Genomic DNA, 23,732 nt, shown 5'->3' on the forward strand with positions numbered 1-23,732 from the left:
TTTATTATCAACCGATATATAATTCTATAAAGGAAGAAATAGTAGGGTTTGAAGGTTTATTAAGATTAAAAGATAAAAATAATAATTTAATATCACCAGCGAAGTTTATACCAGAAATTGAGAAGAATAATATGCTTTTTGATGTAACCTTATGGATAATAAAAAGGGTAATATTAGATTATAAAGAAATTAAAAAGTATAATTGCATAAGTAATGATAATTTTTATATTTCTCTTAATTTATCTATAGATGAGATTCAAAATAATGAATTTATAGATAAAGCTATAGAATTACTAAATGAATCTAAATTAGAAAATAAGAGTAATTGCTTAGAAATAGTAGAAAGAGTAGGAATAAAAGATTTGCATAAAATAGTGAACAATATATCTAGGTTAAAAAATGCTGGTTTTAAAATAGCCATAGATGATTTTGGAACGGAATATTCTAATTTAGATGTTCTTGAAAAGTTAGATGCAGATATTATTAAAGTTGATAAAAACTTTGTAGATGGGTTAGGACAGCATTTAATAAAAAATGAAACTATTTTATTTATATTAAGAGTATCAAAAAAAGAAGAGAAATCTGTTGTGTTAGAGGGTGTAGAGGATAAAGAGCAAGATAATATAATAAAAGGCTTTAATAGTAAAAATGTATTTGTACAAGGGTATTTTTATAATAAACCCATGGGAAAAGAAAAGATTAAGGCTTTGCAATATAGTTCTTAGGAGGAAGTTATGAAGATAAACTTGAAAGCTTTATTCTTTATATTGATCTTTACTTCTACTTTACTAATTGGTAAAAATGTAAAGGCTGAAACAAATAATTATAATGATAAAATATATAAAATAAGTGTAATTAAATTAGAGTCATATGTTGATATGGACGAAAAGGGTGAATTTCAAGGATATTGTATAGATTTCTTTGATTTAATAGCAAAAGAATTAAACTTAAAATATAAATATGTTTTAGTAAGTGTTGTAGATTCTATTAATAAACTTGAAGATGGAGAGTTAGATTTTGCTCTTGGAATAACTTTAACAGAATCAAGGGCTGAAAAGTTGATATTTAATGTAAATCCAATTACGTATGAAAAATTTGCTTTATATACAAGTAAAAATATTAATTCATACAATTTAAATGAGATGAATGGACTAAGATTTGGAGCAATAAAAGGAGGAGCAACTAAGTGGATATTGGATTTCTTTAAGGCTGCAAATATAAATGTAGATACAGTATATGGGGATAATTATGATGAAATAAATGAATGGATAGATAATGGATCCATTGACTTAATATTAGATAGTGCTTATAAAGAAACTAAATATAAAAAAATATATAAATTTGTAGAAGCACAAGTATATATAGCTGCTAATAAAAATAATAAGGAACTTATTAATAATATAGATAATGCTATAGTTAAAATAAATAAGACACAAGGAAATAAGATAGATAATCTTTATAATAGTTATTTTAATAAAGATAAGCTAAAAAAAGAAAAAATAGAAAATGCTTTAATGATATTATTAAAAATTATATTTTTATTAGTTGTAGTAAAAATTGTATTTCCAAAATTAAAAAAAGAGTTATATAAAATAAAGATTAGAAAATCATTAAAAAAAGGTGTATATTCAATTTGCTATGAACCAATTTATAAAGCTAAAACTAAAGAAATAGTAGGTTTTGAAGCTGTATTAAAAGATAAAATAAAAAATGAGTATTTAGACTCTTCTAAGGAGTTATTATCTAAATTTAAAGAAGATGGTGTTATTTTTGATTTATGTATTTTGGAATTAGAAGTAGTAGTTTCTAATTATAAGGAAATGAAAAATTACGAATCTTTAAGTAACAGCGATTTTTATATATCCTTAAACATTCCTATAAATCAACTTAAAAATAATAAATTTGTTGATAAAATAATTGATGTATTAAATAAATCTAAATTACAAAGAAGTAATATTTGTATTGAAATTATGGGGAATATTAACGTAAGAAATATTGATATTATAATTGAAAATATAAAAAGATTAAAAGAAGCTGGATTTATAATAGCAATATATGACTTTGGAATAGAATATTCAAATTTAAATATAATTAAAGAATTAGATATAGATATAATAAAAATAGATAAAACTTTTAACTCTAATATGGATAAGAGTTTAATAAAAAATGAAATAATATTATTTATTTCAAGAATAGGAAAAGCCCAAAATAAATTTGTTGTTTTAGAAGGTATTGATGAGTTAGAACAAGATAAAAAAGTAAAAGAAATAGATAATGATAAATTATGTGTACAAGGCTCCTTTTATAGTGATCCAATCTCTATAGAAGATATAAATAAGTTATAATGATTACTAAATGGCTATCTTAAAAAGATAGCCTTATTTTTTCACTATATTTTTCTGAAGTTTTTAAAAATCATTTTACTAATAGGATATGCTTGAGTTATTATTGGTTAGGGAAAATAATGAAAAGGTATTATTCTTAGATTTAAATTAAATTGGAAAATATTTACAAAAAATAATTTTTATGGTATCATGTAAATGATTAAAGAGCGTGTTACCTAAGAAGGGCATAAGCTAACTTATTCAATATAGGGATAAGTTGGCTTTTTTTTATAATGATAGTTCAGTTAATGAATTTAGGACTTAAAAGGTAACATATTTAAAATATTGAAGGGAGGTAGATAAAAATTTTTATCTGTCATAGTGGGTCACTATGAATACTATAAGATGCCCGGGGCAGTTGAGTATTTGCTCCTAATAGTTATAAAAATAAAAATTTGATTAAGGGAGAAGGGAATAATGAAGAATAAGATGGATAATATTTCGAAAAGAATATTACTACTATTCATAGTCATTACTATGTTGTCTTCTTTTGTACCTGTAAGGGCAGAAGTAAATACAGAAGTACAACGAGAGAATTTAGCTTTAGGGAAAAGTGCTACTGCATCAGGATATGAGTCAGGAAGCAAATTTACAGCAGATAAAGTTATAGATGGGACAGTAGATAGAACGACCGATATTAATAAAGGAGGCAGCTCAAGATGGGCATCAGAGCTTAATGCAGTTAAGCCATGGATTATAATTGATTTAAAAGAAGTTAAAGCTTTTGATGAAGTTGTAATTGAATGGGAGAGAAGAAATGTAAATTCATATAAAATAGAAGTATCAGATGATAATTCTACATGGACTGCAATTCATAATAGTACAACTAAAAATGAGTTTAGAGAAGTTTTAGATGTTGGTTCACAAAATGCAAGGTATGTAAAGATAACTATAGATAATTATTCTCCAACACAAGAAGGTAGTACTGTTAGTTGGAATACAGTATCAATATATGAAGTTGAAATATATAATAATGAACCAGTAGAACCAGAAGAGCCAGAAGTTATAGTGCCAGCAGCTGGAGAGAATGTTGCATTGAGTAAAACTGCAACTTCATCAAGTAATGAAACTAGTACATTAACAGCTGATAAAGCGGTAGACGGAATAAAATCAAAGGCTTCTAGATGGGCAAGTGCTGTATCATCAGCTGAACAATGGATTACAGTTGATTTAGGTGCTAAAACTCAAATAGAAAATGTAGTTATTGAATGGGAAAGAAAAAATGCTACAGAATATAAGTTACAAACTTCTGATGATAATAGCAATTGGACTGATGTATATATAGCAACATCAGCGCCAACACAAAATAGACAAGAGATTAATTTAGATGAAGCTGTTGCTACTAGATATGTAAGAGTTTTTATTGGTAAGCATAATGCAACTGCTGATGGAGTTACTTGGAATAATGTATCTATATATGAAATTGAGATATATAATGGTGGAATTCCACAGGGGTTAGATGAAATTGCAAATTCTATAAATGTTAGGAGTCTTACTCTTGAAGATGAAGAATTGCCAATGCCATCTGTAGCAGAAGGATATGAAATTTCATTTGTTGGAGCTGATTATGAAGAAGTTATCGGAGCTGATAGGGAAATATATAGACCATTAGTAGATAAAACTATTCGTGTTAATTTTAAAATAACTAAAGGAAATGAAGAGGCATATACTCCAGATATAGAAGTATTAGTACCTGGATCAAATGAAGTTACAGGTAATGAAGTGCCAACTGTTATCCCAGAACTTAGAGAATGGTTAGGGGGAAGTGGTAACTTTGAAATTAATAATGGATCAAGAATAGTTATTTCACCTTCTTCAGAAGCTGAATTAAGTGAATATATGAATGTTTTTTCAGAAGACTATAAAGATATAGTTGGTAAAGAAATAGAAGTAGTAGTTTCAGACTCACCAAAAAAAGGTGATTTCTACTTTGAATTGAATGATAAACGTCCAGAACTTAGAACTGAAGGATATTATATGGAGATTGGTGATTTTGTTAAGGTTGAGTCTAATGAAGCAGACGCAGCATTTCTTTCAACAAGAACAATATTACAAATATTAAAGCAAAATGGAACAACTATTCCACAAGGAATTACAAGAGATTATCCATTATCAGATATAAGAGGATTCATGTTAGATGTGGGAAGAAAACCTATTTCATTAGACTTCTTATATGATATTACAAAGCTTATGTCTTGGTATAAAATGAATGATTTCCAAGTTCATTTAAATGATAACTATATTTGGGTTACTCAATATGGTGCAAATGCAATAAAAGAAGCTTATGCAGGATTTAGATTAGAGTCAAATGATGTAGGAGAAAATGGTGTTCCACTAACATCTACAGATTTATCATATACTAAGGAAGAATTTGGACAATTTATTGATGACTCTAAGTTATATGGTGTCAACATAGTACCAGAAATTGAAAGTCCAGCACATGCCTTATCATTTATGAAAGCTCATCCAGAGTATGCTTATGGAAAAGGTGCTAATAAAGGTGTTGGAGAAAATGCAGCAATGTTAGATGTTACAAACCCAGAAGTAGTTGATTATATAAAAGGAATATTTAGTGAATATACAGATGGAGAAAATCCAGTATTTAGAGATACTACAGTTCATATAGGAGCAGATGAGTTCTATGGAAGTGCAGAGGAATATAGAGCTTATACAGATGAAATGCTTAAATATATAAGAGATGTAAAGGGCAGAACAGTAAGAGTTTGGGGAAGCCTTTCTCAGAAAATAGGTAAAACTCCTGTAACATCTGAAGGTGTAGAAATGAATATTTGGAATAATGGATGGGCAGATCCTTCAGATATGTTTAATTTAGGTTATGATTTAATTAATACTGAAGATGGAAAGTTATATATCGTTCCAGATGCAGGATATTATTATGACTATTTAAATACAAGTTATATATATAATAATTATGAAGTGAGTAAATTTGGAAATGGAGATGTAATTCCGGCAGGTTCACCACAAATGCGTGGAGGAATGTTTGCAGTTTGGAATGATATGATTGACAAAAAAGCTAATGGTATAGTTGAAATAGATATTTATGATAGAGTATTACCTGCTGTTCAAGCTGTATCAGAAAAGATGTGGGGAGTAGCAGAGGATAAGACTTATGCTGAATTTAAAGAAGTTGCAGCTAAGGTATCAAATGCTCCAAATTCTAATCCAAGATATAAAGTAGAATCTGAAACAGAAAAGGTTTTAGAATATAATTTTAAAGCTACTTCAAATGATACAGTACCTGATAATTCAGGAAATGGATATAATTCAGTAGCTCTTAATAATGCTACTGTAAAAAATGGAGTATTAAAATTAAATGATGATAATAGTTATTTACAAAGTGCTATAGAAAATATAGGACCAAACTATACAGTTTCATTTAGTGTAAAACGTGATGAAAATAGTAATAATGAAGAACAAGTTCTTTTTGAATCTGAGAAGGGTTCCTTTAAAGCAGTTCAAAAAGATACTGGAAAAGTAGGTTTCTCAAGAGAATTCTATGATTACTCATTTGATTATGAACTACCTAAAGGAGAATGGGTAGATATAACAATAATAGGAAAAATGACAAAGACAGAACTTTATGTTAATGGAGAATATGTTGATGAAGTTAGTAAGGGTAGTTCATCTGGAGACAATGGAACATTTGTATTCCCATTAGAAAGAGTAGGAAGTGAAACAAATTCATTTAATGGTGAATTAAAATCCTTAAAAGTATATAATATTGCTGTAAATATTGCAGATGAGACAATAATACCACAAGAAAGTATGAAAGCATCAGCAACAAGTGAGCATCCTAATGTAGGTACAGAAGGATTAGCATCCTTTGCTATTGATGGAAATACGGGAACTATTTGGCATACAAATTATAATACTCCTGTAAAATTGCCACAAAGTATTACTTTAGATTTAGGAAAAGCTTATACTATTAACAAATTCTCATATCTTCCAAGAAGTAATGGAGGTAATGGTACAATTACTAAGTATGAGCTTCAAGTAAGTACAAATGGAACAGATTTTACAACAGTTTCAGAAGGGTCTTGGGCACAAGATTCTACTTTAAAAGTAGTTAATTTTGATGAAGTTTCTGAAGTAACACATGTAAGATTAATTGCAAAAGCAGGTGTAGGTGGATTTGCATCAGCTTCTGAATTAAATGTTCATAAAGTTAAAGAGGTTACTCCAGAGCCAACAGAAGAAGTTGGATTTAAAGTATCTACATCATTAGCTGAAATTAATGCTGGAGATAAGTTAAATATTAAAGTTGGTACTAAAGATTTAACATCTACAAATATGTATGGAATGCAATTTAATGTAGATTATGATAAAGATAAGTTTGACTTTGTTGGAGCTACATCAGAAAATGATACAAAATATATAGTTAATTCTTCAGACAATAATGGAGTGGTAACTGTAGTTGTTGCAACTAAAGGAGTTGCAATAGAAAATGATGTAGATATAGTTAATTTAGAATTTAAATCTAAAGCTACAGGTGAAAATGTAGTATTTAATATAACTGATGGACAACTTTCTACTGATGAGGGAAATATAATTGATATAGTAAATGGAAGTATAAAAGTTACTATTAATGAAGAAATAGTAAATCCAAACCCAGAAGTAAATAAAAAAGCTTTAAAAATAGCTATAGACTATGCTAATGAAATTGTTGCAGAAGGTTTACTAGAGAATGTAGTACCAGCTGTAGTACAAGAATTTAATGATGCATTAGAAGAAGCTAAGGCTGTGTATGAAAGTGAAGATGCTACAGAAACAGAAGTAGATGCAGCATTTAAGAGGTTAGCTAGTGCTATCTGGATGCTTGACTTTAAGCAAGGAGATAAAGAAGCATTACAAGTACTTGTAAATTCAGCAAAAGAGTTAGTATCTAAGGGATATACTGCTGATTCTTGGGCTAATTTACAAGAAGTTATAGCAATTGCAGATGCAGTACTTGCAGATGAAAATGCAATGCAAAAAGAAGTAGATGAGACTTTAGATGCATTAAAAGCAGCAATAGATGGTTTAGTTAAAGTTCAAGTTAAGAAAGATTCACTTCAAAAGTTAGTAGATAAATTAGAAAAAATAGATAAGGAAGGATATATTGAATCAACTTGGACACCATTTGAAAATGCATTAAAAACAGCTAAAGAAATTTTAGCTAATGAAGATGCAACTCAAGAGGAAGTAGATTCAGCATATAATACATTAATAAAAACTTATCTAGATTTAAGATTAATACCAGATAAATCTAAACTTGAAGATTTAATAAATAAAGCTAAGGCTATAGACCTATCAAAATATACAGATGAAAGTGCTCAAGAGGTAAAAACTAAATTAGCAAGAGCTAGCGAAGTATTTATTAATGAAGAGGCAACTCAGGAAGAAATAAATGAAGCAGCAACTTTATTAGGTACAGCTTTAGATAATCTTATAGCTAAGGGAGATACAAATGGTGGCACTGAAAATAATGGTAATGGAAGTAGTACGAATGGAAACAATCAAAATGGTACAGAAACACCTAATGATTCAAATAAGACAGAAAATCAAGGAACAAATAATGGCGGAAAATTACCAGCTACAGGAGTTGAGACTGGAGCTTTTGGAGTAGTTGCTGTTGCAAGTATAATTTTAGGATTAGGACTTATGTACAGAAAACGCCATAAGAAGATATCTTAATACAAATATTTAAGGGAGATGATTTTTCATCTCCTTTATTTATTGATAACGTTACAAATTCATTGTTGACAACGTTATACTGATATGATATTATGTAGACAAGTTAATAATGTTAGTAATTAGGATTGTTACTGGAAAGCAGGCAAGACCTAATAGGTATATAAATGTAATTTTTGTTTAATTATATTTATATACCTATTAGGTTTTTTTAAAATTCATATATGATAGGAGTTTTATATATGAGGATTACACGCATAATAAATAATAATGTAATATGTGCAGTAAATGAAAGAAGGCAGGAGAGAATTCTTTTAGGAGCAGGTATTGGATTTCAAAAGAAAAAGGGAGATGAAGTTGATAAAAGTAAGGTTGAAAAAGAATTTTTCTTAAAATCAAAATCTGTATCAGGAAAGCTTTTCTCAATATTAACTCAAATTCCTATGGAGTATATGAGGGTTACAGAGAGTATTATAAAGTATGCTAAGGAAACACTTAATGAAGAGCTAAGTGAAAATATTTATTTAACATTAACAGATCATATAAGTTTTTCTATAGCAAGACAAGAAAATGGATTACCTTTTAGTAATGCATTATTATGGGAAATAAAAAGATTTTATCCTAAAGAGTTTAGTATAGGCTTAAAAGCATTGGAGCTTTTAAATGAAGAGTTTAATATAACTTTACCAGAGGATGAAGCAGCTTCAATTGCGATGCATATAGTAAATGCAGAGCTTGGTGGAGAAGCTGTAAGGGATACTATACAAGTTACTGAATTTATTCAAAATGTATTAAATGTAATAAGATATCATTTTAAAATTGATATTGATGAAGAGTCCTTATATTATAGTAGATTTTTAACTCATTTAAAGTTTTTCGCTTATAGAATACTAAATAGTACTTTAAGTGAAATTGGAGATGAAGATTTTGAAGAGGTTGTTAAGTTAAGATATCCAGAAGCTTATGAATGTACTTTAAAAATTGCCAAATTAGTTAAGGATAAATATGATAAGGAATTAAATTCAGATGAATTAGTTTATTTAACTGTTCATATTAAGAGGATTATCACAAGGTAGTAAAAATTGAATGAGATCTATTTAATAGGATTGTTACTGGTAGTGCAGGCAAGACCTAGAGTATGAGAAGAATTTATTTATAAAGTGAATTTTTTAATTTAGTTTATATTTAAAGTTTATTTCTAATACTCTAGGTTTTTTTTATAAAATTTTAAAGGAGAGAAGAAATATGGATTTCAAAAAAATAGCCAACGACATATTAAGATTAGTTGGTGGAGAAAAAAACGTAGCTAGTGTTACAAATTGTATGACTAGATTAAGATTTAATTTAAATGATGTTAGCAAGGCTGACACAGAAGCTATAAAGAAACTTAATGGAGTTCAAGGTGTAGTAAATAAAAATGGACAATTCCAAATTATAATTGGAACAAATGTAAGCAAAGTTTGTGATGAAATACATAAACTAGGTAAATTTGCTGAAAGTTCGACGTCAGACTCTGAAGATAAAGAAACAGGGGTTATAAATAAAGTTTTAGGTACTATAACAGCAATATTTACTCCAGTTATTCCAGCTCTTGCAGGATCAGGTATGATAAAGGCTTTATTAGCAGTATTAAAGCTTTTTGGATTAGTAGATGCAGGTTCTCAAACTTATGCTTATTTAAGCTTTTTAAGTGATACAGTATTCTATTTCTTACCAGTTATATTAGCTTATTCAGCTGCTAAGAGATTTAAGTGTAGTCCTTATTTAGCTGCTGTACTTGGAGCAGCTTTATTACATCCAAGTTTTTCAGCTTTAAATACAGGTGATCCAGTTGCTTTCTTTGGGATACCTGTAAGAATGATTTCTTATGGTTCAAGTGTTGTTCCTATACTTTTAATAGTATTTGCACAATCATATGTTGAAAAAATTGCAAAGAAGATATCACCTGCTTCAGTAAAAGTATTTTTAGTGCCACTTATTACTTTAATAATAACTTCTTTAATAGGATTTACTGCTTTAGGACCTTTAGGTAACTATGTTGGAGAAATTCTTGCTATTGGAATGAATTTTATAAATGATAAAGCTGGATGGCTTATCCCTGTTATTATGGGTACATTTACTCCATTATTTATCATGACTGGTATGCATTATTGCTTTGCACCTATCCAACAAATTCAATATGCAACTTTAGGATATGGTACAATTCTAGGACCTGGTATGTTATCATCAAATATAGCTCAAGCAACTGCAAGCTTAGTAGTTGGGTTAAAGACTAAGAATAAATCATTAAAACAATTAAGTTTATCAAGTAGTACAACTGCATTTATGGGTATTACAGAACCAGCTTTATATGGTGTAAACTTTAAACTTAAAAAACCTTTATATGCATCTATGATAGGTGGAGGTATAGCTGGTCTTTATGCTGGTATTACTGGAATAAGAACATATGCATCAGCAACAGCAGGACTTGCTGCAATTCCAGTTTATATTAGTGATGATATGTCAAATGTTATAAATGCATGTATTACAATAGTTATTGCAATAGTAGCTACTACAATAGTAACTTTAATATTAGGATTTGATGATATTGAAGAAGAAAATAAAGAAGATTCTACAGAAAAAGTTGAAAATACAGTTAAATCAATAGTAGGAGAAATATCTGTATCAACTCCAGTAGAAGGTGAAGTTATTCCATTAGCTCAAGTTAATGATGATGTATTCGCACAAGAACTTATGGGAAAGGGAGCAGCTGTAATACCAACAGTAGGAAAAGTTTTTGCTCCATTTGATTGTACAGTCGAATCTTTATTTAAAACTAATCATGCTATTGGATTAAAGGATAAAAATGGTGTAGAAGTATTAATTCATATAGGAATAGATACTGTAAAATTAGAAGGAAAATATTTTAAAGCTTATATAAAACAAGGTGATGTAGTTAAAGCAGGAGATTTATTAATAGAATTTGATAAAGAAGCTATAAAAAATGCTGGATATGATATAACTACAGCAGTTATTATTACTAATACTGCAGATTATATGGATGTATTAGGAACTGAGAAAACTTATGTTAAGAAAGAAGATACATTGATAAGAGTTCTTAATTAAGAAAGGAGAATTTTAATGTCAACAAGATTTAATGAAGGTTTCTTATGGGGAGGAGCTATAGCAGCTAACCAATGTGAAGGGGCTTATAATGAAGATGGAAAAGGATTGTCTATTCAAGATATAATGCCACATGGTGTAGTTGGAGCAATTTCTGATGGGCCAGTAGAAGAAAATTTAAAGTTAGTTGGTATAGATTTTTATCATAGATATAAAGAAGATATTAAACTATTTGCAGAAATGGGATTTAAGACATTAAGATTTTCAATTGCTTGGTCTAGAATATTTCCTAATGGAGATGAAGAAACTCCAAATGAATTAGGATTAAAGTTTTATGATAATGTTATAGATGAATGTTTGAAATACGGAATCGAACCATTAGTAACATTATCACATTATGAAACACCACTTCATTTAGCTAAAACCTATGATGGATGGAGAAATAGAAAGTTAATTAAGTTCTTTGAAAATTATTGTAGAGTAGTTTTTGAACGTTATAAGGGTAAGGTAAAATATTGGTTGACATTTAATGAGATAAATTCTGTAATACATTTTCCATTAATGGGAGCTGGTATATTAACTCCAAAATCAGAGTTAACAAAGCAAGATGTTTATCAAGCAGCCCATCATGAATTAGTTGCAAGTGCATTAGCAGTAAAACTTGCTCATGAGATTATGCCAGATGCAAAGGTAGGCTGTATGGTTCTTGGAGTAGTTAATTATCCAATGACTCCACATCCAGATGATATGATAGCTTCAATGGAACGTGATAGAGATCTTATGTTCTTTACAGATATTCATGTAAGAGGTAAGTATCCAAGATATACAAAGAAGATATTTAAAGACTTAGGTGTTAATATTCAAATGGAACCAGAAGATGAAGAAATACTAAAGAATACAGTAGACTTTATATCTTTTAGTTACTATATGAGTAAATGTACAGCTAAAGATTTATCTAAATATGAAAAGGGAAGAGGAAATCTAACTTCAGGCGTTAAGAATCCATATTTAGAAGAATCTGAATGGGGATGGCAAATAGATCCTCAAGGCTTAAGATATATATGTAACTATTTTTATAATCGTTATGAAAAACCGTTATTTATTGTTGAAAATGGCTTAGGTGCTGTAGATGAATTAGTAGAAGTAGATGGTGAAAAAACAGTATTAGATGATTATCGTATTAAATACTTAAATGACCATTTAGTAGAACTAGGAAAAGCTATAGAAGATGGCGTTGAAATAATGGGATACACAAGCTGGGGATGTATTGATTTAGTTAGTGCATCTACAGCTGAATTAAAGAAAAGATACGGATTTATATACGTTGATCGTCAAAATGATGGGTCAGGTACTCTGGAACGTTATAAGAAAAAGAGCTTTAATTGGTATAAAGAAGTTATAAGAACTAATGGCGGGAGTTTGATTGAGTAGAGCTCTATAAAAATGAACTAATTTATTATATGGCGTTATAAAAAGATTTCTCTCATAATATGAAATTTACAATACAAAATTATCAAATTTTAGAAGGCTGTCATAATGACAGCTTTTTTATATTATATCAAACTAATAAAATATAAGAATCGTATAGGTATTTTTGAAATGAGTAATTCTATTGAATCTATATATAAGAAATATTAATTATATACAATTATTAGTTGAAGGTGTTGTTGAAGGTTCTTACCAAAAAGTATTACAATCATTCGCAATGAACAAAACAGTTCCATCAACTTTAGTGGCTAAAGAAATATTAGATGATATGATAGAAGCGAATAAAGGATTCTGGCCAGAACTTAAATAGTATATAAAAAAATAAAGCTCAGGTAATCAGATTACTGGTCACCTGAGTTTTTATTTAAAAAATAACTTTAAGGACTTTTAATGATGTTAAAATACAGTATTTAATAAAAAATTAATTAATATCAATATTTTAAAGAAATTAATTGAAAAAATTACCAAAATATATTACAATTAAATGGAAATTAATACATTAATATCCTTGAGCGTGTAATCAATTAAATTTGAGCATTAGCTGAGATGGTATCTTATACCCTTTCAGCTTTTTTTTATGTTAAATGTTAATAAATGCATAATAATCTTATTTCAAAATCTAGAATTAAGAATAAATAATACAAAAAATAATTGCAATTATTAATTTGAAATTTTAATGAAATAGTATCATTAATTCTTTAATAGTGCGAGTATTTATATGATTACTGCAAAGGGAAATTAAAAATTTAAATATTATAGGGGGAGAAGAGAGGATATGATAAAAAAATCTAAGAGATATTTATCATTAATGCTAGCAAGTGCTATATTATTTTCTAATATGGCAGGTAGCATAAAGGCTTCAGCTGAAACTAGAACAGAAGAAATTCCTATTTTGGAAGCTAAAAGTACTGAATATGAAATTTATCCCGCACCACAAAAAATAAGTTACCAAGAAGGTGATTTTTCTTTTGAAAATGGTGTAAACGTTATTTATGAATCGGGTATAGATAGCTATACAAAAAACAGATTAGAAATTGAGATTTTAAAGGCGAATGATATTAGTTATGAAGTTTCTACATCTAATGAAATAGTTGATGGAAAAACTAATATTCTAGTTGGAATTAAGGATTCAGGAGAGGCTGTTGATACTTATTCAAATAAGTACAAAATAGAAACAGAAGACCTTTATGAAAAAATTGATTCATATTTCTTAGGAGCTGATAATAATGTTATCACAGTACTTGGTAGAGATACAGACTCAGCATTTTATGGTCTAACTACTCTATATCATTTAGTAAATCAAATAGAGGATATGACAATAAGAAACTTTAAAATTGAGGATTACGGAAATGTGGTTACTCGTGGATTTATAGAAGGTTACTATGGAAATCCATGGTCTATTGAAGATAGAAGTGATCTTATGACTTATGGTGGGTATTATAAATTAAATGCTTATTTCTATGCACCAAAAGATGATCCAAAGCATAGGGTTCAATGGCGTTCACTTTATACTGAAGATGAGTTAAAGTGGATTAAAGAACTAGCTGATGCAGGTAATGCTTCTAAAACTAGATTCGTTTATGGAATTCATCCATTCCCAGGAAATGATGCTTTTGGAATTAATAAAAATGAAGCTGGATATCAAAAGGATTTAGCTGATTTAAAGACTAAGCTTATGCAAGTTATCGATCAAGGTGTTAGACAAGTTGCTATACTTGCAGATGACTTTGCTAATCCAGGTGGAGAATTAGGACTTAGATTAATAAATGATATGACAAATTGGTTAGAAAATGAAGTAAAGCTTCAATATCCTGATATGAAAACTACACTACCATATATTCCTTATGACTATATGGGAAATGGATCAAGTAATGAATTTACTCATTTAAAACAAGCACCAGAAAACGTTCAACTTGTTATGACTGGAGGAAGAATATGGGGGGAAGTAACTCAAAACTTCTCAGAAACCTTTAAGAATAACACTGGTAGAGCACCATATTATTGGATTAACTGGCCATGTTCAGATAACTCTAAACAACACTTAATAATGGGGGGGAATGATACTTTCTTACATCCAGGTGTAGATCCAACACTTATTGAAGGAATAATGTTAAATCCAATGCAACAATCAGAAGCTAATAAATCAGCATTATTTGCAGTTGCAGATTATTCATGGAATATTTGGGCGACAAAGGAACAAGCAGATCAAAACTGGCATGATTCATTTAAATATATGGATCATAACACAGCTGAAGAAACTAAAGCTTCTGAAGCTTTACGTGAAATAAGTAAGCATATGATTAATCAAAATATGGATAGTCGTGTAAGAGTATTACAAGAATCTGTGGAACTTGCACCAAAGCTAACAGAATTTAAAGAAAAGGTTGCTTCTGGAGCTAGTGTTAAAGAAGATGCATTAGCATTAATTGAAGAATTTACAAAATTAAATGATTCAGCAGACTATTATAAAAATAACCCAGGTAATGAAAAAACAAGAGATCAAATAATTTACTGGTTAAACTCTTGGGAAGATACAACAACAGCAGCAATTGCATACTTAAAAGCTATTATTGCAAATGAAGAAGGAAATAATAGTGAAATATGGTCTAATTATTCAGAAGGACAATCAGCTTTTGAAAAGTCAAAAACTTATGGATTTAAATATGTAGATCATATTGAATATGCAGAAGTAGGAGTTCAACATATTGTTCCATTTATAAAAAAAATGGAATCATTTTTAGCGCCAATAGTTTCTGGTATAGTAGATCCATCTAAGGTAGTATCAACAATTATTACTAATAGAGCAGATACTCCAGCAGGAAATTTAAATAATATTTTAGATAATAATCCTTCAACTGAAATTGTTTACAAAAATCCCAATAGTATTTCGGAAGGTACTTATATTGGTATTAAATATAATAGAACAATTAAAATTAAAGAGGTAGAATTTTTATTAGGTGCTATTGCAAATAAAAATGATACAATGCAAGAAGCTAAGATTCAATATACAGTTGATGGTAAGACTTGGCTAGATTTAGAAGATGGTAAAGTATATACTATGCCAAATAAGATTACAATTGAAGGGATAGACTTAGATGTAATGGGAATTCGTATTATTGCAACTAAGGCTAGAACCAATACTTGGTTTGGAGTAAAAGATATTACTGTTAATAAAAGCGATATTACAGAAGAAGATTCAGAAATAAATAAATCTGTAATAAGAAGTAATTGGCCACAAATTTATGCAGGAACTGAAGCAAACTTATTTGATGGAAATGATTCGACAGATGTTTGGTATAAAACTCATGCTGGTGATGTAACTAAAGCTGGAGATTTTATTGGAATTGATTTAGGAAAAGTAATTCCAGTAGGAGATGTTAGATTTGTAGTTGGAAGAAATGGTTCAGGAGATAAATGGACTAGCTATAAATTAGAGTATTCAACAGATAATTCAAACTGGACAACATTCAAAGAATACACTGGTAAAGCTTCTGGACAAGATATAATTGAAGAAAACTTTGAAGGAAAAGAAGCTAGATATGTAAGATTAACTAATAAGGAAGCTCTTAACAAGTGGTTAATTTTCTCAGAAATTAGTGTGAAAAAACATGGAGAAAATGCATCAACAAAGCATGTGTATACAAATACTGATTTAAAACTTACATCAATTTTTAAAAGTGAAGAACTAACTAAATTAGTTCCAAAGGAAAATATAACTTTAAATGTTGATGAATATATAGGGCTTAAATTAGATAGAATAAAGGACTTAAGTGAAATAGAATTAGAAGTATCAAATATGGATGGATTAACATTACAAACGTCTATGAATGAAATAGAATGGACTAATGTTAATTTAGAAAGTAGAAGAGCTTTAGAAGATGCTAGATATATTAGATTATTAGCCAATAAGGATGTTAACTTTAATTTAAATAAATTTGAAGTTAAATCTAATGAAACTTATCCGCCATCTATAAAAGAATCTTATGTAAAGCTTAATGGTAAGGTTTCAAGTATATTTGATAAAAACTTTAATACTTCAGCATCCTTCGATGCTTTCCCAAGGAAAGATAAAGGAATAGTATTTGACTTAGGTCAAAGTATAAATATAAAAAATATTACTTATGCTGTCCTAGATACAGAAAGAGATTATTTAAGAGATGCTAAATTCCAAATATCTTTAGATGGAGAAGAGTGGACAGATATAATTACTATTGGGGATGGTATAACTAATGATAGTAGCGATATGGAATATAAACCTGTTGAAGGTGGATATGATCATGGAGATAGTACAACTACAGTTCCAATTTCTCATGCTTTTGTAAAAGGAGAATTAGATTCTGCTAAAGAAGCAAGATATTTAAGAATACTATTTACATCAGATTATATGTATAGATGGGTTAAAATAAGCGAAATTTTAATAAATGATGGAGAGTATATAAGACCAGACAACAATCCAAGCTATATATCAGATCCGATAGAATTAGCTGGATTTGCTCCAGAAAATATTAATGATGGAAATTTAACTACAGCATATAAGCCAAATACAAATAATGGACAAATTAAATCAGGAAGTTTAACTTATCGTTTGTCTGAAAATACTAATATTAATAAGATAAATATTGTTCAAAGTGGAAATGACATTTCAAATGCAAAAGTTATGGCTAGAACTGGATATAATGAAGCTGGTGGAGCTATTTGGAATGAACTTGGAACATTAAGTAAAAGCTTAACTGAAATTATAAATACTAAATACGATAATATTTTTGAAATAAGAATTGATTGGGCTGGCATAGCTCCTACTATATATGAAATAGTAACAATGAATGATAAGAATATTCCTAACACATCTGAATTAGAAGAATTAGTAGCTACTTCAGAAGACTATGTGAAAGAATCATATACAGCAGGAAGTTTTGCTAAATTTACAGAAGCTTTAGAAGCTGCAAAAGCTATATTAAATGATATAGAAAATTCAAATCAAGAAAAAATTAATATTGCTAAAGATAATTTATCAGCTGCAATTGAAGAGTTAGTTAATATAGAAAAGTTATCAAATATTATTGGTGAAGCTAATGATATTAAGAATAATGGTGAAAATTATACAGAAGAATCTTTAGATATTTTTAATACAGCATTAGAAAATGCAGAAGTAGTATTAGAAAATTCAGAAGCAACTAAGGAGATGGTAAATAGTGCAGTATCAGCTTTAAGAATTGCAATAGATTCTTTAGTTAAGGAAGATATAGATACTCCAGAAGCTGATAAGACATTATTAACAATAGTTGTAGAATATGCTGAGGAAGTTAAGGCAAATGGAGCTCTTGAAGATGTTGTTCCAGTAGTAGTTAAAGAGTTTGAGGAAGCATTAAAAGAAGCTAAGGATATTTTAGCAGATGAAAAGGCAACAAAGGCTCAAGTAGATGAAGCTACAGAGAGATTAGTTAAGGTAATTCATATGCTAGAATACAAAAAAGGCGATAAGACAGAGCTTATAAAATTAGTTGAGGTAATAAATGCTTTAGATGAAAGCAAATATACAACAGCAACTTGGGAAGCACTTCAAGTTGAACTTGAAAAGGCTAATAAAGTAATAGAAGATGAAAATGCAATGGAAGAAGAAGTATCTAAGACTTATGAAAGCTTAGGAAAAGCATTTGCTAATTTAAAATTAGCAGCAGATAAGTCTAAACTTGAAAAGCTAGTTTCTGAGTTAGAAGCTAAGGATTTATCTAAGTATACAACAGGAAGTGTTACTAAATTCAACACAGAATTAGATAATTCTAAGGCTATATTAAGTAATAAAGAAGCAACTCAGGAGCAAATAGATGAAGGGTACAATAAATTAATTATGGCTTATTTAGAGCTAAGATTAATACCTGACAAGTCTAAGCTTGAAGAATTAATAAATAAAGCTGAATCTATAGATACATCTAAATATACTGAAGAAAGTGTTAATTCACTTAAGGAAAAGTTAAAAGAAGTTAGAGATGTTTTAGATAATGAAGAAGCTACTCAGGAGGAAGTTAATAAGGCATCAGAAGAGTTAGAAATAGCCTTAGCTGGCTTAGAAGAAAAGAAAGATAATAACACTGATACAGATAATGGAACTGACAATGATAATAACACTGGCAATGGTGGTAGCAGTGGAGACAATAGTACTAACAATAATGAAATTAATACTGACACAGATAATAATCCTAGCAACAATAATGATAATACTAATAATGGCAATGAAGATAATAAGAATACTGAAGTAGGAAAGGGTAATTTACCTGAAACAGGTGGAACTTCAACATTTGCATTAGTAGGAATTGCAACATTACTTCTTGGTGTTGGAGGAGTATTAAGAAGAAGAAAGTAATTTGAATTTTTTAAGATCCTATGGAGAATTCCATAGGACCTTATTATTTATAAATTAAATATATAAAAATTATTAAGTAAATCTATAAATTTATATGATGTTTGGGAAAAACACAAAATAAATAACAATTTATGGTATAATATGGAAATAAATAACATCTGAAATTAGTTAGAAAAACTATGGATATAAAGTTTTGAAATGAATTAAAATGTAAAAAAATTAAGTAAAGATTGCTTAATTTTTTATAAAATTTTATGGGAGGAGAATATATGAAAAGTGTAAAAAAACTATTATCTACTATAGTTATTGCAAGTATGGTATTCCAAATGCTACCCATAACCGCATTTGCAGCTGAGACTAATACTGTAAAACCACCAGAAGCATTTGGTCCAACTCCAAATGAGTCTCAAGTACAGTATCATGAGGAGGAGCTAGCGGCTTTTATTCACTTTGGAATGAATACATTTACAAATAGTGAGTGGGGAAATGGAAGAGAAAATCCAAATACTTTTAATCCTACAGATTTGGATGCAGATGAATGGGTAAAGACATTAAAAGATGCAGGATTTAAACGTATTATTATGGTGGGAAAGCATCATGATGGGTTTGCAATATGGAAAAGTAAAATTACCGAACATGATATAGAAAAGAGTGTAGATTGGCAAGCTACTAAAGATGGAGAAGGTGATGTTTTAGAAGAGGTTTCTAAGGCTTGCACTAAGTACAACATGGATATGGGAATTTATTTATCACCATGGGATGCTAATGCACCTTCTTATGGATATGGAACAGGAACTAATGATGAAAATGATAGTAATGGCGATTATAATGAATTCTATATGGAGCAGTTAAGAGAAATACTAGGAAATAATAAATATGGGAATAACGGAAAGTTTGTAGAAGTATGGATGGATGGGGCTAAAGGTAGCGGAGCAGCAGCTCAAAATTATAAATTTGAAGAATGGTTTGATTTAATAGAAGAATTAGAACCTGGTGCTGTAGTATTTAGTCCATATGGTTCAACTGTAAGATGGATAGGAAATGAGTCAGGAAAAGCAGGAGATCCAGTTTGGTCAAAAGTTAACCAAAAGCGTATAAGAGATAGATATAACTCAGGAGCAGGAGATGAAAATCAATATCTTAATAATGGAGATCCAAATGGTGATATATGGAGTGTAGGTGAATGTGATGTTTCATTAACAAGTGGATGGTTTTGGCATTCAGGAAATGGTCCAAAGACTATGGAGCAATTAACAGAAATATATTTTAGTTCAGTAGGAAGAGGTCAACCACTATTACTTAATGTAGCTCCAGACAGAACAGGACATTTTACAAAAGAAGATATTGCTAGAATAAATGAGTTTTCAAGTGCTATTAATAATTCATTTGATGAAAATTTAGTAAATCCAGAAACAACTACTGCTACAGCTTCATCAATTAGAGGAAATAGTAATGATTATAGTGCAAATAATGTATTAGATGATAATAATGATACTTATTGGACAATGGATGAGGGACAAACTACTGGAAATATAACAATAGATTTAGGTGAAGAAAAGACTTTTGATATTGTATCCATTGAAGAATATATAAAGCTAGGGCAAAGAGTATCAGAATTTTCAGTGGAAACGTATTCTGATGGTGCTTGGAAAGAATTTGGAAAAGGATATACAATTGGAGCAAAACGATTAGTTAGAAGTGCAGCAGTGAAAGCTTCTAAAATTAGAATAAATATTAAGAACTCCTTAGCTGTACCATTAATTGAAAATGTTGAAGTTTATAAGGCAGATGAAGATTTTGAAATAAAATCAATAGTACCATCTGGCACAGAATTTATAGATAATGTAAATTTTGAAAATAAGAATAGTTGGACCCAAGAAAATATTGGTATAGGAAATACTGGAATGTATTCAAATACTAAGGGGAAAGATGCAAGTTTTACATTTACAGGAACAAAAGCATGGGTTATTGGTACTTTTGATCCAGGACATGGAATTATGGAAGTATGGATTGATGGAGAAAAGGCTGCTGATGTGGACACCTATAGAGCTAAAAGATCAATTTCTCAAATTTTATATCAAACTGATGATTTAGATTATGGGCAACATACAGTTCAAATAGTTATTAAAGGAGAAAAGAATGCCTCATCTTCAGGTACATTTATAGGATTAGATGGTGCTTATTATTTAAATAATAATGCAGCAGGAATGTTTGAAATAGAAAATACTAATTATACAGTTAATGAAGGTGAAATAAAAGAAATAACTATAAAAAGGGTTGGAGGAAGCAAGGGGGAAGCTACTATACATTTTTCAACTTCTCCAGATAGTGCTGTTCACGGTAGACATTACAAGGATATAAATAAAACAGTTACATTTGCTGATGGAGAAACAATAGCTAAGGTTTCTATTGAAACTATAGATAATGAAGAAAAATCAGGAAATGTAAAATTTTATTGTAATATTGATACTCCGACAAATGGGGGAATAATAGGATTTAATAAGAAAGCAGAAGTAACTATTATAGATAATGATATTAATACTGATAAACCTTATACAGAGGGAAAGCCTTTTGTACTACCTAGCATTTTAGAGGATAAAAAGACATTAGAAGCTGAATTATTTACTCTTGTTCCTATAGAAGGTAATAAATATGTAAGAATAACAGAAAAACCTGAAGCAAGTAATGGGAAAATGGTTACTTGGTTTGAAACAGGAAACAGGATAAGAGTTCCTTTTTATGCTGAAAAGCCAGGGGTGTATACCTTTAATATGTCATATCAATCAGGAAGAAGTGAAGGCAATTTAAATAAAGTCAATTGGAGTGGAACTAATATTGAACCAGGCAGTAAATCAGTTCTAGGAACAGGTAATCAAAATCCAGTTCCTATAATAAAGACAAGCTTTGATGTTATAGTAACTAAAGCTGGTGCTGGTGAGTTAACTTTTACAGCTGATGCACAATCTTCACCTAATATAGATGCTTTTGAAGTAATACCTAAAAAGTTAATAGAAGCTACTCATACAATAACTGCAACTGCTGGAGAAAATGGAAGTATTAGTCCAGATGGTGTAGTAAGTTTAGAAGAAGGAAAATCTAAAACATTTACTTTTATACCTAATAAAGATTATGAAGTTAGCGATGTTATAGTAGATGGAGTTTCAATAGGTGCTAGAGATAGCTATACTATAGAGAATATAAAGAAGGATATGACTATAAATGTTATTTTCAAGTTAAAGGATACAGAAAATAACAAGCCAAACAGTGAAGAAAATCCTATTATATTAACAGGTGAAGAAGTATTAATAGAAGCTGAGAATCTGGAAGTGGATGGTGCAGGTGGAGAAATAGAAAATAAAGACGGAGCAAATGGTGGTAAAGTTGTAGGGTGGCTAGGTAATACAAGTAGAGGAAATGCATGGCTTAATATGTGGATAAACTCAGATGAAGAGGCATTATATGATATAGAAATAAGATACTTCGCAGGAGCAAATAATAAGTTATATTATTTAAATAATAATGAATCACTATCAGAGGAAATAGAATGTGCTAAAACAGATCCTAATTTTGCAACTAAAACTATTAGTGTTTCACTTAATAAAGGATTAAATAAAATAAAGTTCTTCAATAATGATGAATCAACAGTTAATATTGACAGCATAAAGATAAAAAGAGTATTGGATTTAGTTGATAAGTCAGAATTAAATACATTTATAGAAAATGCTAATAAAATAGACGTATCAAAATACACACCAATAAGTTTAGAAAATTTAAATGAAGTATTAATAATTGCACAAAATATAGCAGATAACAAAGATTCAACACAAAAAGAAGTTAATGAAGTTGTAAATATGCTAAAAAATACAATTGAAAATCTTATATTAAAGGCTGATAAAACTGAGTTAATAAATTTACTAGATGAAACAAAAACTATTGATTTAGATAAATATACAAGTGAGAGCATTGCAAGTCTACAATCTATTATAGAAAGAGTAGAAACTATAATAAAAGATGAAAATGAAACACAAGAATCTGTAAATTTAGCAGTAGATATGCTAAAAGAAGGAATTGAAGCTTTAGAATTAAAAAATAATAACAAGGAAGAACTAACTTATTTAATAGAAAAAATAATGAATTTAAATAGTGAAGACTACACAGAAACTTCATGGAATGCTTTATTAGATAATTTAAAAGTGGCTAAAAATGTTATTTTAAACGAAAATTCTTCAGAAGAAGAAATTTTAAAAGTTTATAATGAATTACTTAAAGCTTTCTCTGAATTAGAAATAAGGGCAAGTAAAGATGTGCTTGAAATCCTAATTAATAAAGCGGAAGGCTACAATGAAGAAGAATATACAAAAGAAAGTTATGAAGTTCTTAATAATAAAATTAAAGAAGCAAAAAAAGTCTTGAAAGATAAAAATGTAACAGAAGAAGATATATTAAGAATGGAACTTGAATTACAACAAGCGATAGATCAGTTAGTAGTAAAAGATAATAACAACAACAGTAATAATGGTAACAGCAATAACAGTAATAATGGGAATAACAATAGTGGGAACAATAATAACGGCAATAATGGAAATGGTATAGCTGGTAAAGGTAACTTGCCTGCAACAGGTGGAACTTCAACATTTGCATTAGTAGGAATTGCAACATTACTTCTTGGTGCTGGAGGAGTATTAAGAAGAAGAAAGTAATTGAAT

Annotated in this window: 8 protein-coding genes and 1 pseudogene; all 9 read left to right on the forward strand. The window is 29.1% G+C overall.

What is annotated here, in order from left to right; translation table 11 throughout:
• Nucleotides 1-14: 14 nt before the first annotated feature.
• A complete protein-coding gene (locus BN6774_RS04390; protein ID WP_235829641.1) occupies nt 15-725 on the forward strand; it encodes an EAL domain-containing protein in 711 nt (236 codons plus the stop codon).
• Nucleotides 726-734: 9 nt separating this feature from the next.
• Complete coding sequence (locus tag BN6774_RS04395; RefSeq protein ID WP_066890411.1) at nt 735-2,345, forward strand: EAL domain-containing protein; 1,611 nt, start codon at nt 735-737, stop codon at nt 2,343-2,345.
• Nucleotides 2,346-2,801: 456 nt separating this feature from the next.
• Nucleotides 2,802-8,078, forward strand: coding sequence for a discoidin domain-containing protein (locus BN6774_RS04400; protein WP_066890412.1), 5,277 nt, complete (start codon nt 2,802-2,804; stop codon nt 8,076-8,078).
• Nucleotides 8,079-8,317: 239 nt separating this feature from the next.
• Complete coding sequence (gene licT / locus BN6774_RS04405) at nt 8,318-9,151, forward strand: BglG family transcription antiterminator LicT (protein WP_066890413.1); 834 nt, start codon at nt 8,318-8,320, stop codon at nt 9,149-9,151.
• Between the two features lie 169 nt (nt 9,152-9,320).
• A complete protein-coding gene (locus tag BN6774_RS04410; protein ID WP_066890415.1) occupies nt 9,321-11,180 on the forward strand; it encodes a beta-glucoside-specific PTS transporter subunit IIABC in 1,860 nt (619 codons plus the stop codon).
• 15 nt (nt 11,181-11,195) lie between these two features.
• Nucleotides 11,196-12,608, forward strand: coding sequence for a glycoside hydrolase family 1 protein (locus BN6774_RS04415; RefSeq protein ID WP_066890416.1), 1,413 nt, complete (start codon nt 11,196-11,198; stop codon nt 12,606-12,608).
• 214 nt (nt 12,609-12,822) lie between these two features.
• A pseudogene (locus tag BN6774_RS04420) lies at nt 12,823-12,975 on the forward strand (6-phospho-alpha-glucosidase); the annotation flags it as partial.
• A 465-nt stretch (nt 12,976-13,440) separates the two neighbouring features.
• Nucleotides 13,441-19,026 (forward strand): beta-N-acetylglucosaminidase domain-containing protein, encoded by a 5,586-nt coding sequence (locus BN6774_RS04425; protein ID WP_084766876.1) that lies wholly within the window; start codon nt 13,441-13,443, stop codon nt 19,024-19,026.
• Between the two features lie 269 nt (nt 19,027-19,295).
• The gene (locus BN6774_RS04430) at nt 19,296-23,726 is read left to right on the forward strand and encodes an alpha-L-fucosidase (protein ID WP_066890421.1); all 4,431 of its coding nucleotides are present in this window, start codon (nt 19,296-19,298) and stop codon (nt 23,724-23,726) included.
• The last annotated feature ends 6 nt before the right edge of the window (nt 23,727-23,732 follow it).

The organism is Clostridium nigeriense (assembly GCF_900086595.1).
Taxonomy (GTDB): Bacteria; Bacillota; Clostridia; order Clostridiales; family Clostridiaceae; genus Clostridium; species Clostridium nigeriense.

Coding starts and splice junctions, on each gene's coding strand:
- BN6774_RS04395 (WP_066890411.1), top strand. CDS start 735: ATGAAGATAAACTTGAAAGCTTTATTCTTTATATTGATCTTTACTTCT.
- BN6774_RS04400 (WP_066890412.1), top strand. CDS start 2,802: ATGAAGAATAAGATGGATAATATTTCGAAAAGAATATTACTACTATTC.
- licT (WP_066890413.1), top strand. CDS start 8,318: ATGAGGATTACACGCATAATAAATAATAATGTAATATGTGCAGTAAAT.
- BN6774_RS04410 (WP_066890415.1), top strand. CDS start 9,321: ATGGATTTCAAAAAAATAGCCAACGACATATTAAGATTAGTTGGTGGA.
- BN6774_RS04415 (WP_066890416.1), top strand. CDS start 11,196: ATGTCAACAAGATTTAATGAAGGTTTCTTATGGGGAGGAGCTATAGCA.
- BN6774_RS04425 (WP_084766876.1), top strand. CDS start 13,441: ATGATAAAAAAATCTAAGAGATATTTATCATTAATGCTAGCAAGTGCT.
- BN6774_RS04430 (WP_066890421.1), top strand. CDS start 19,296: ATGAAAAGTGTAAAAAAACTATTATCTACTATAGTTATTGCAAGTATG.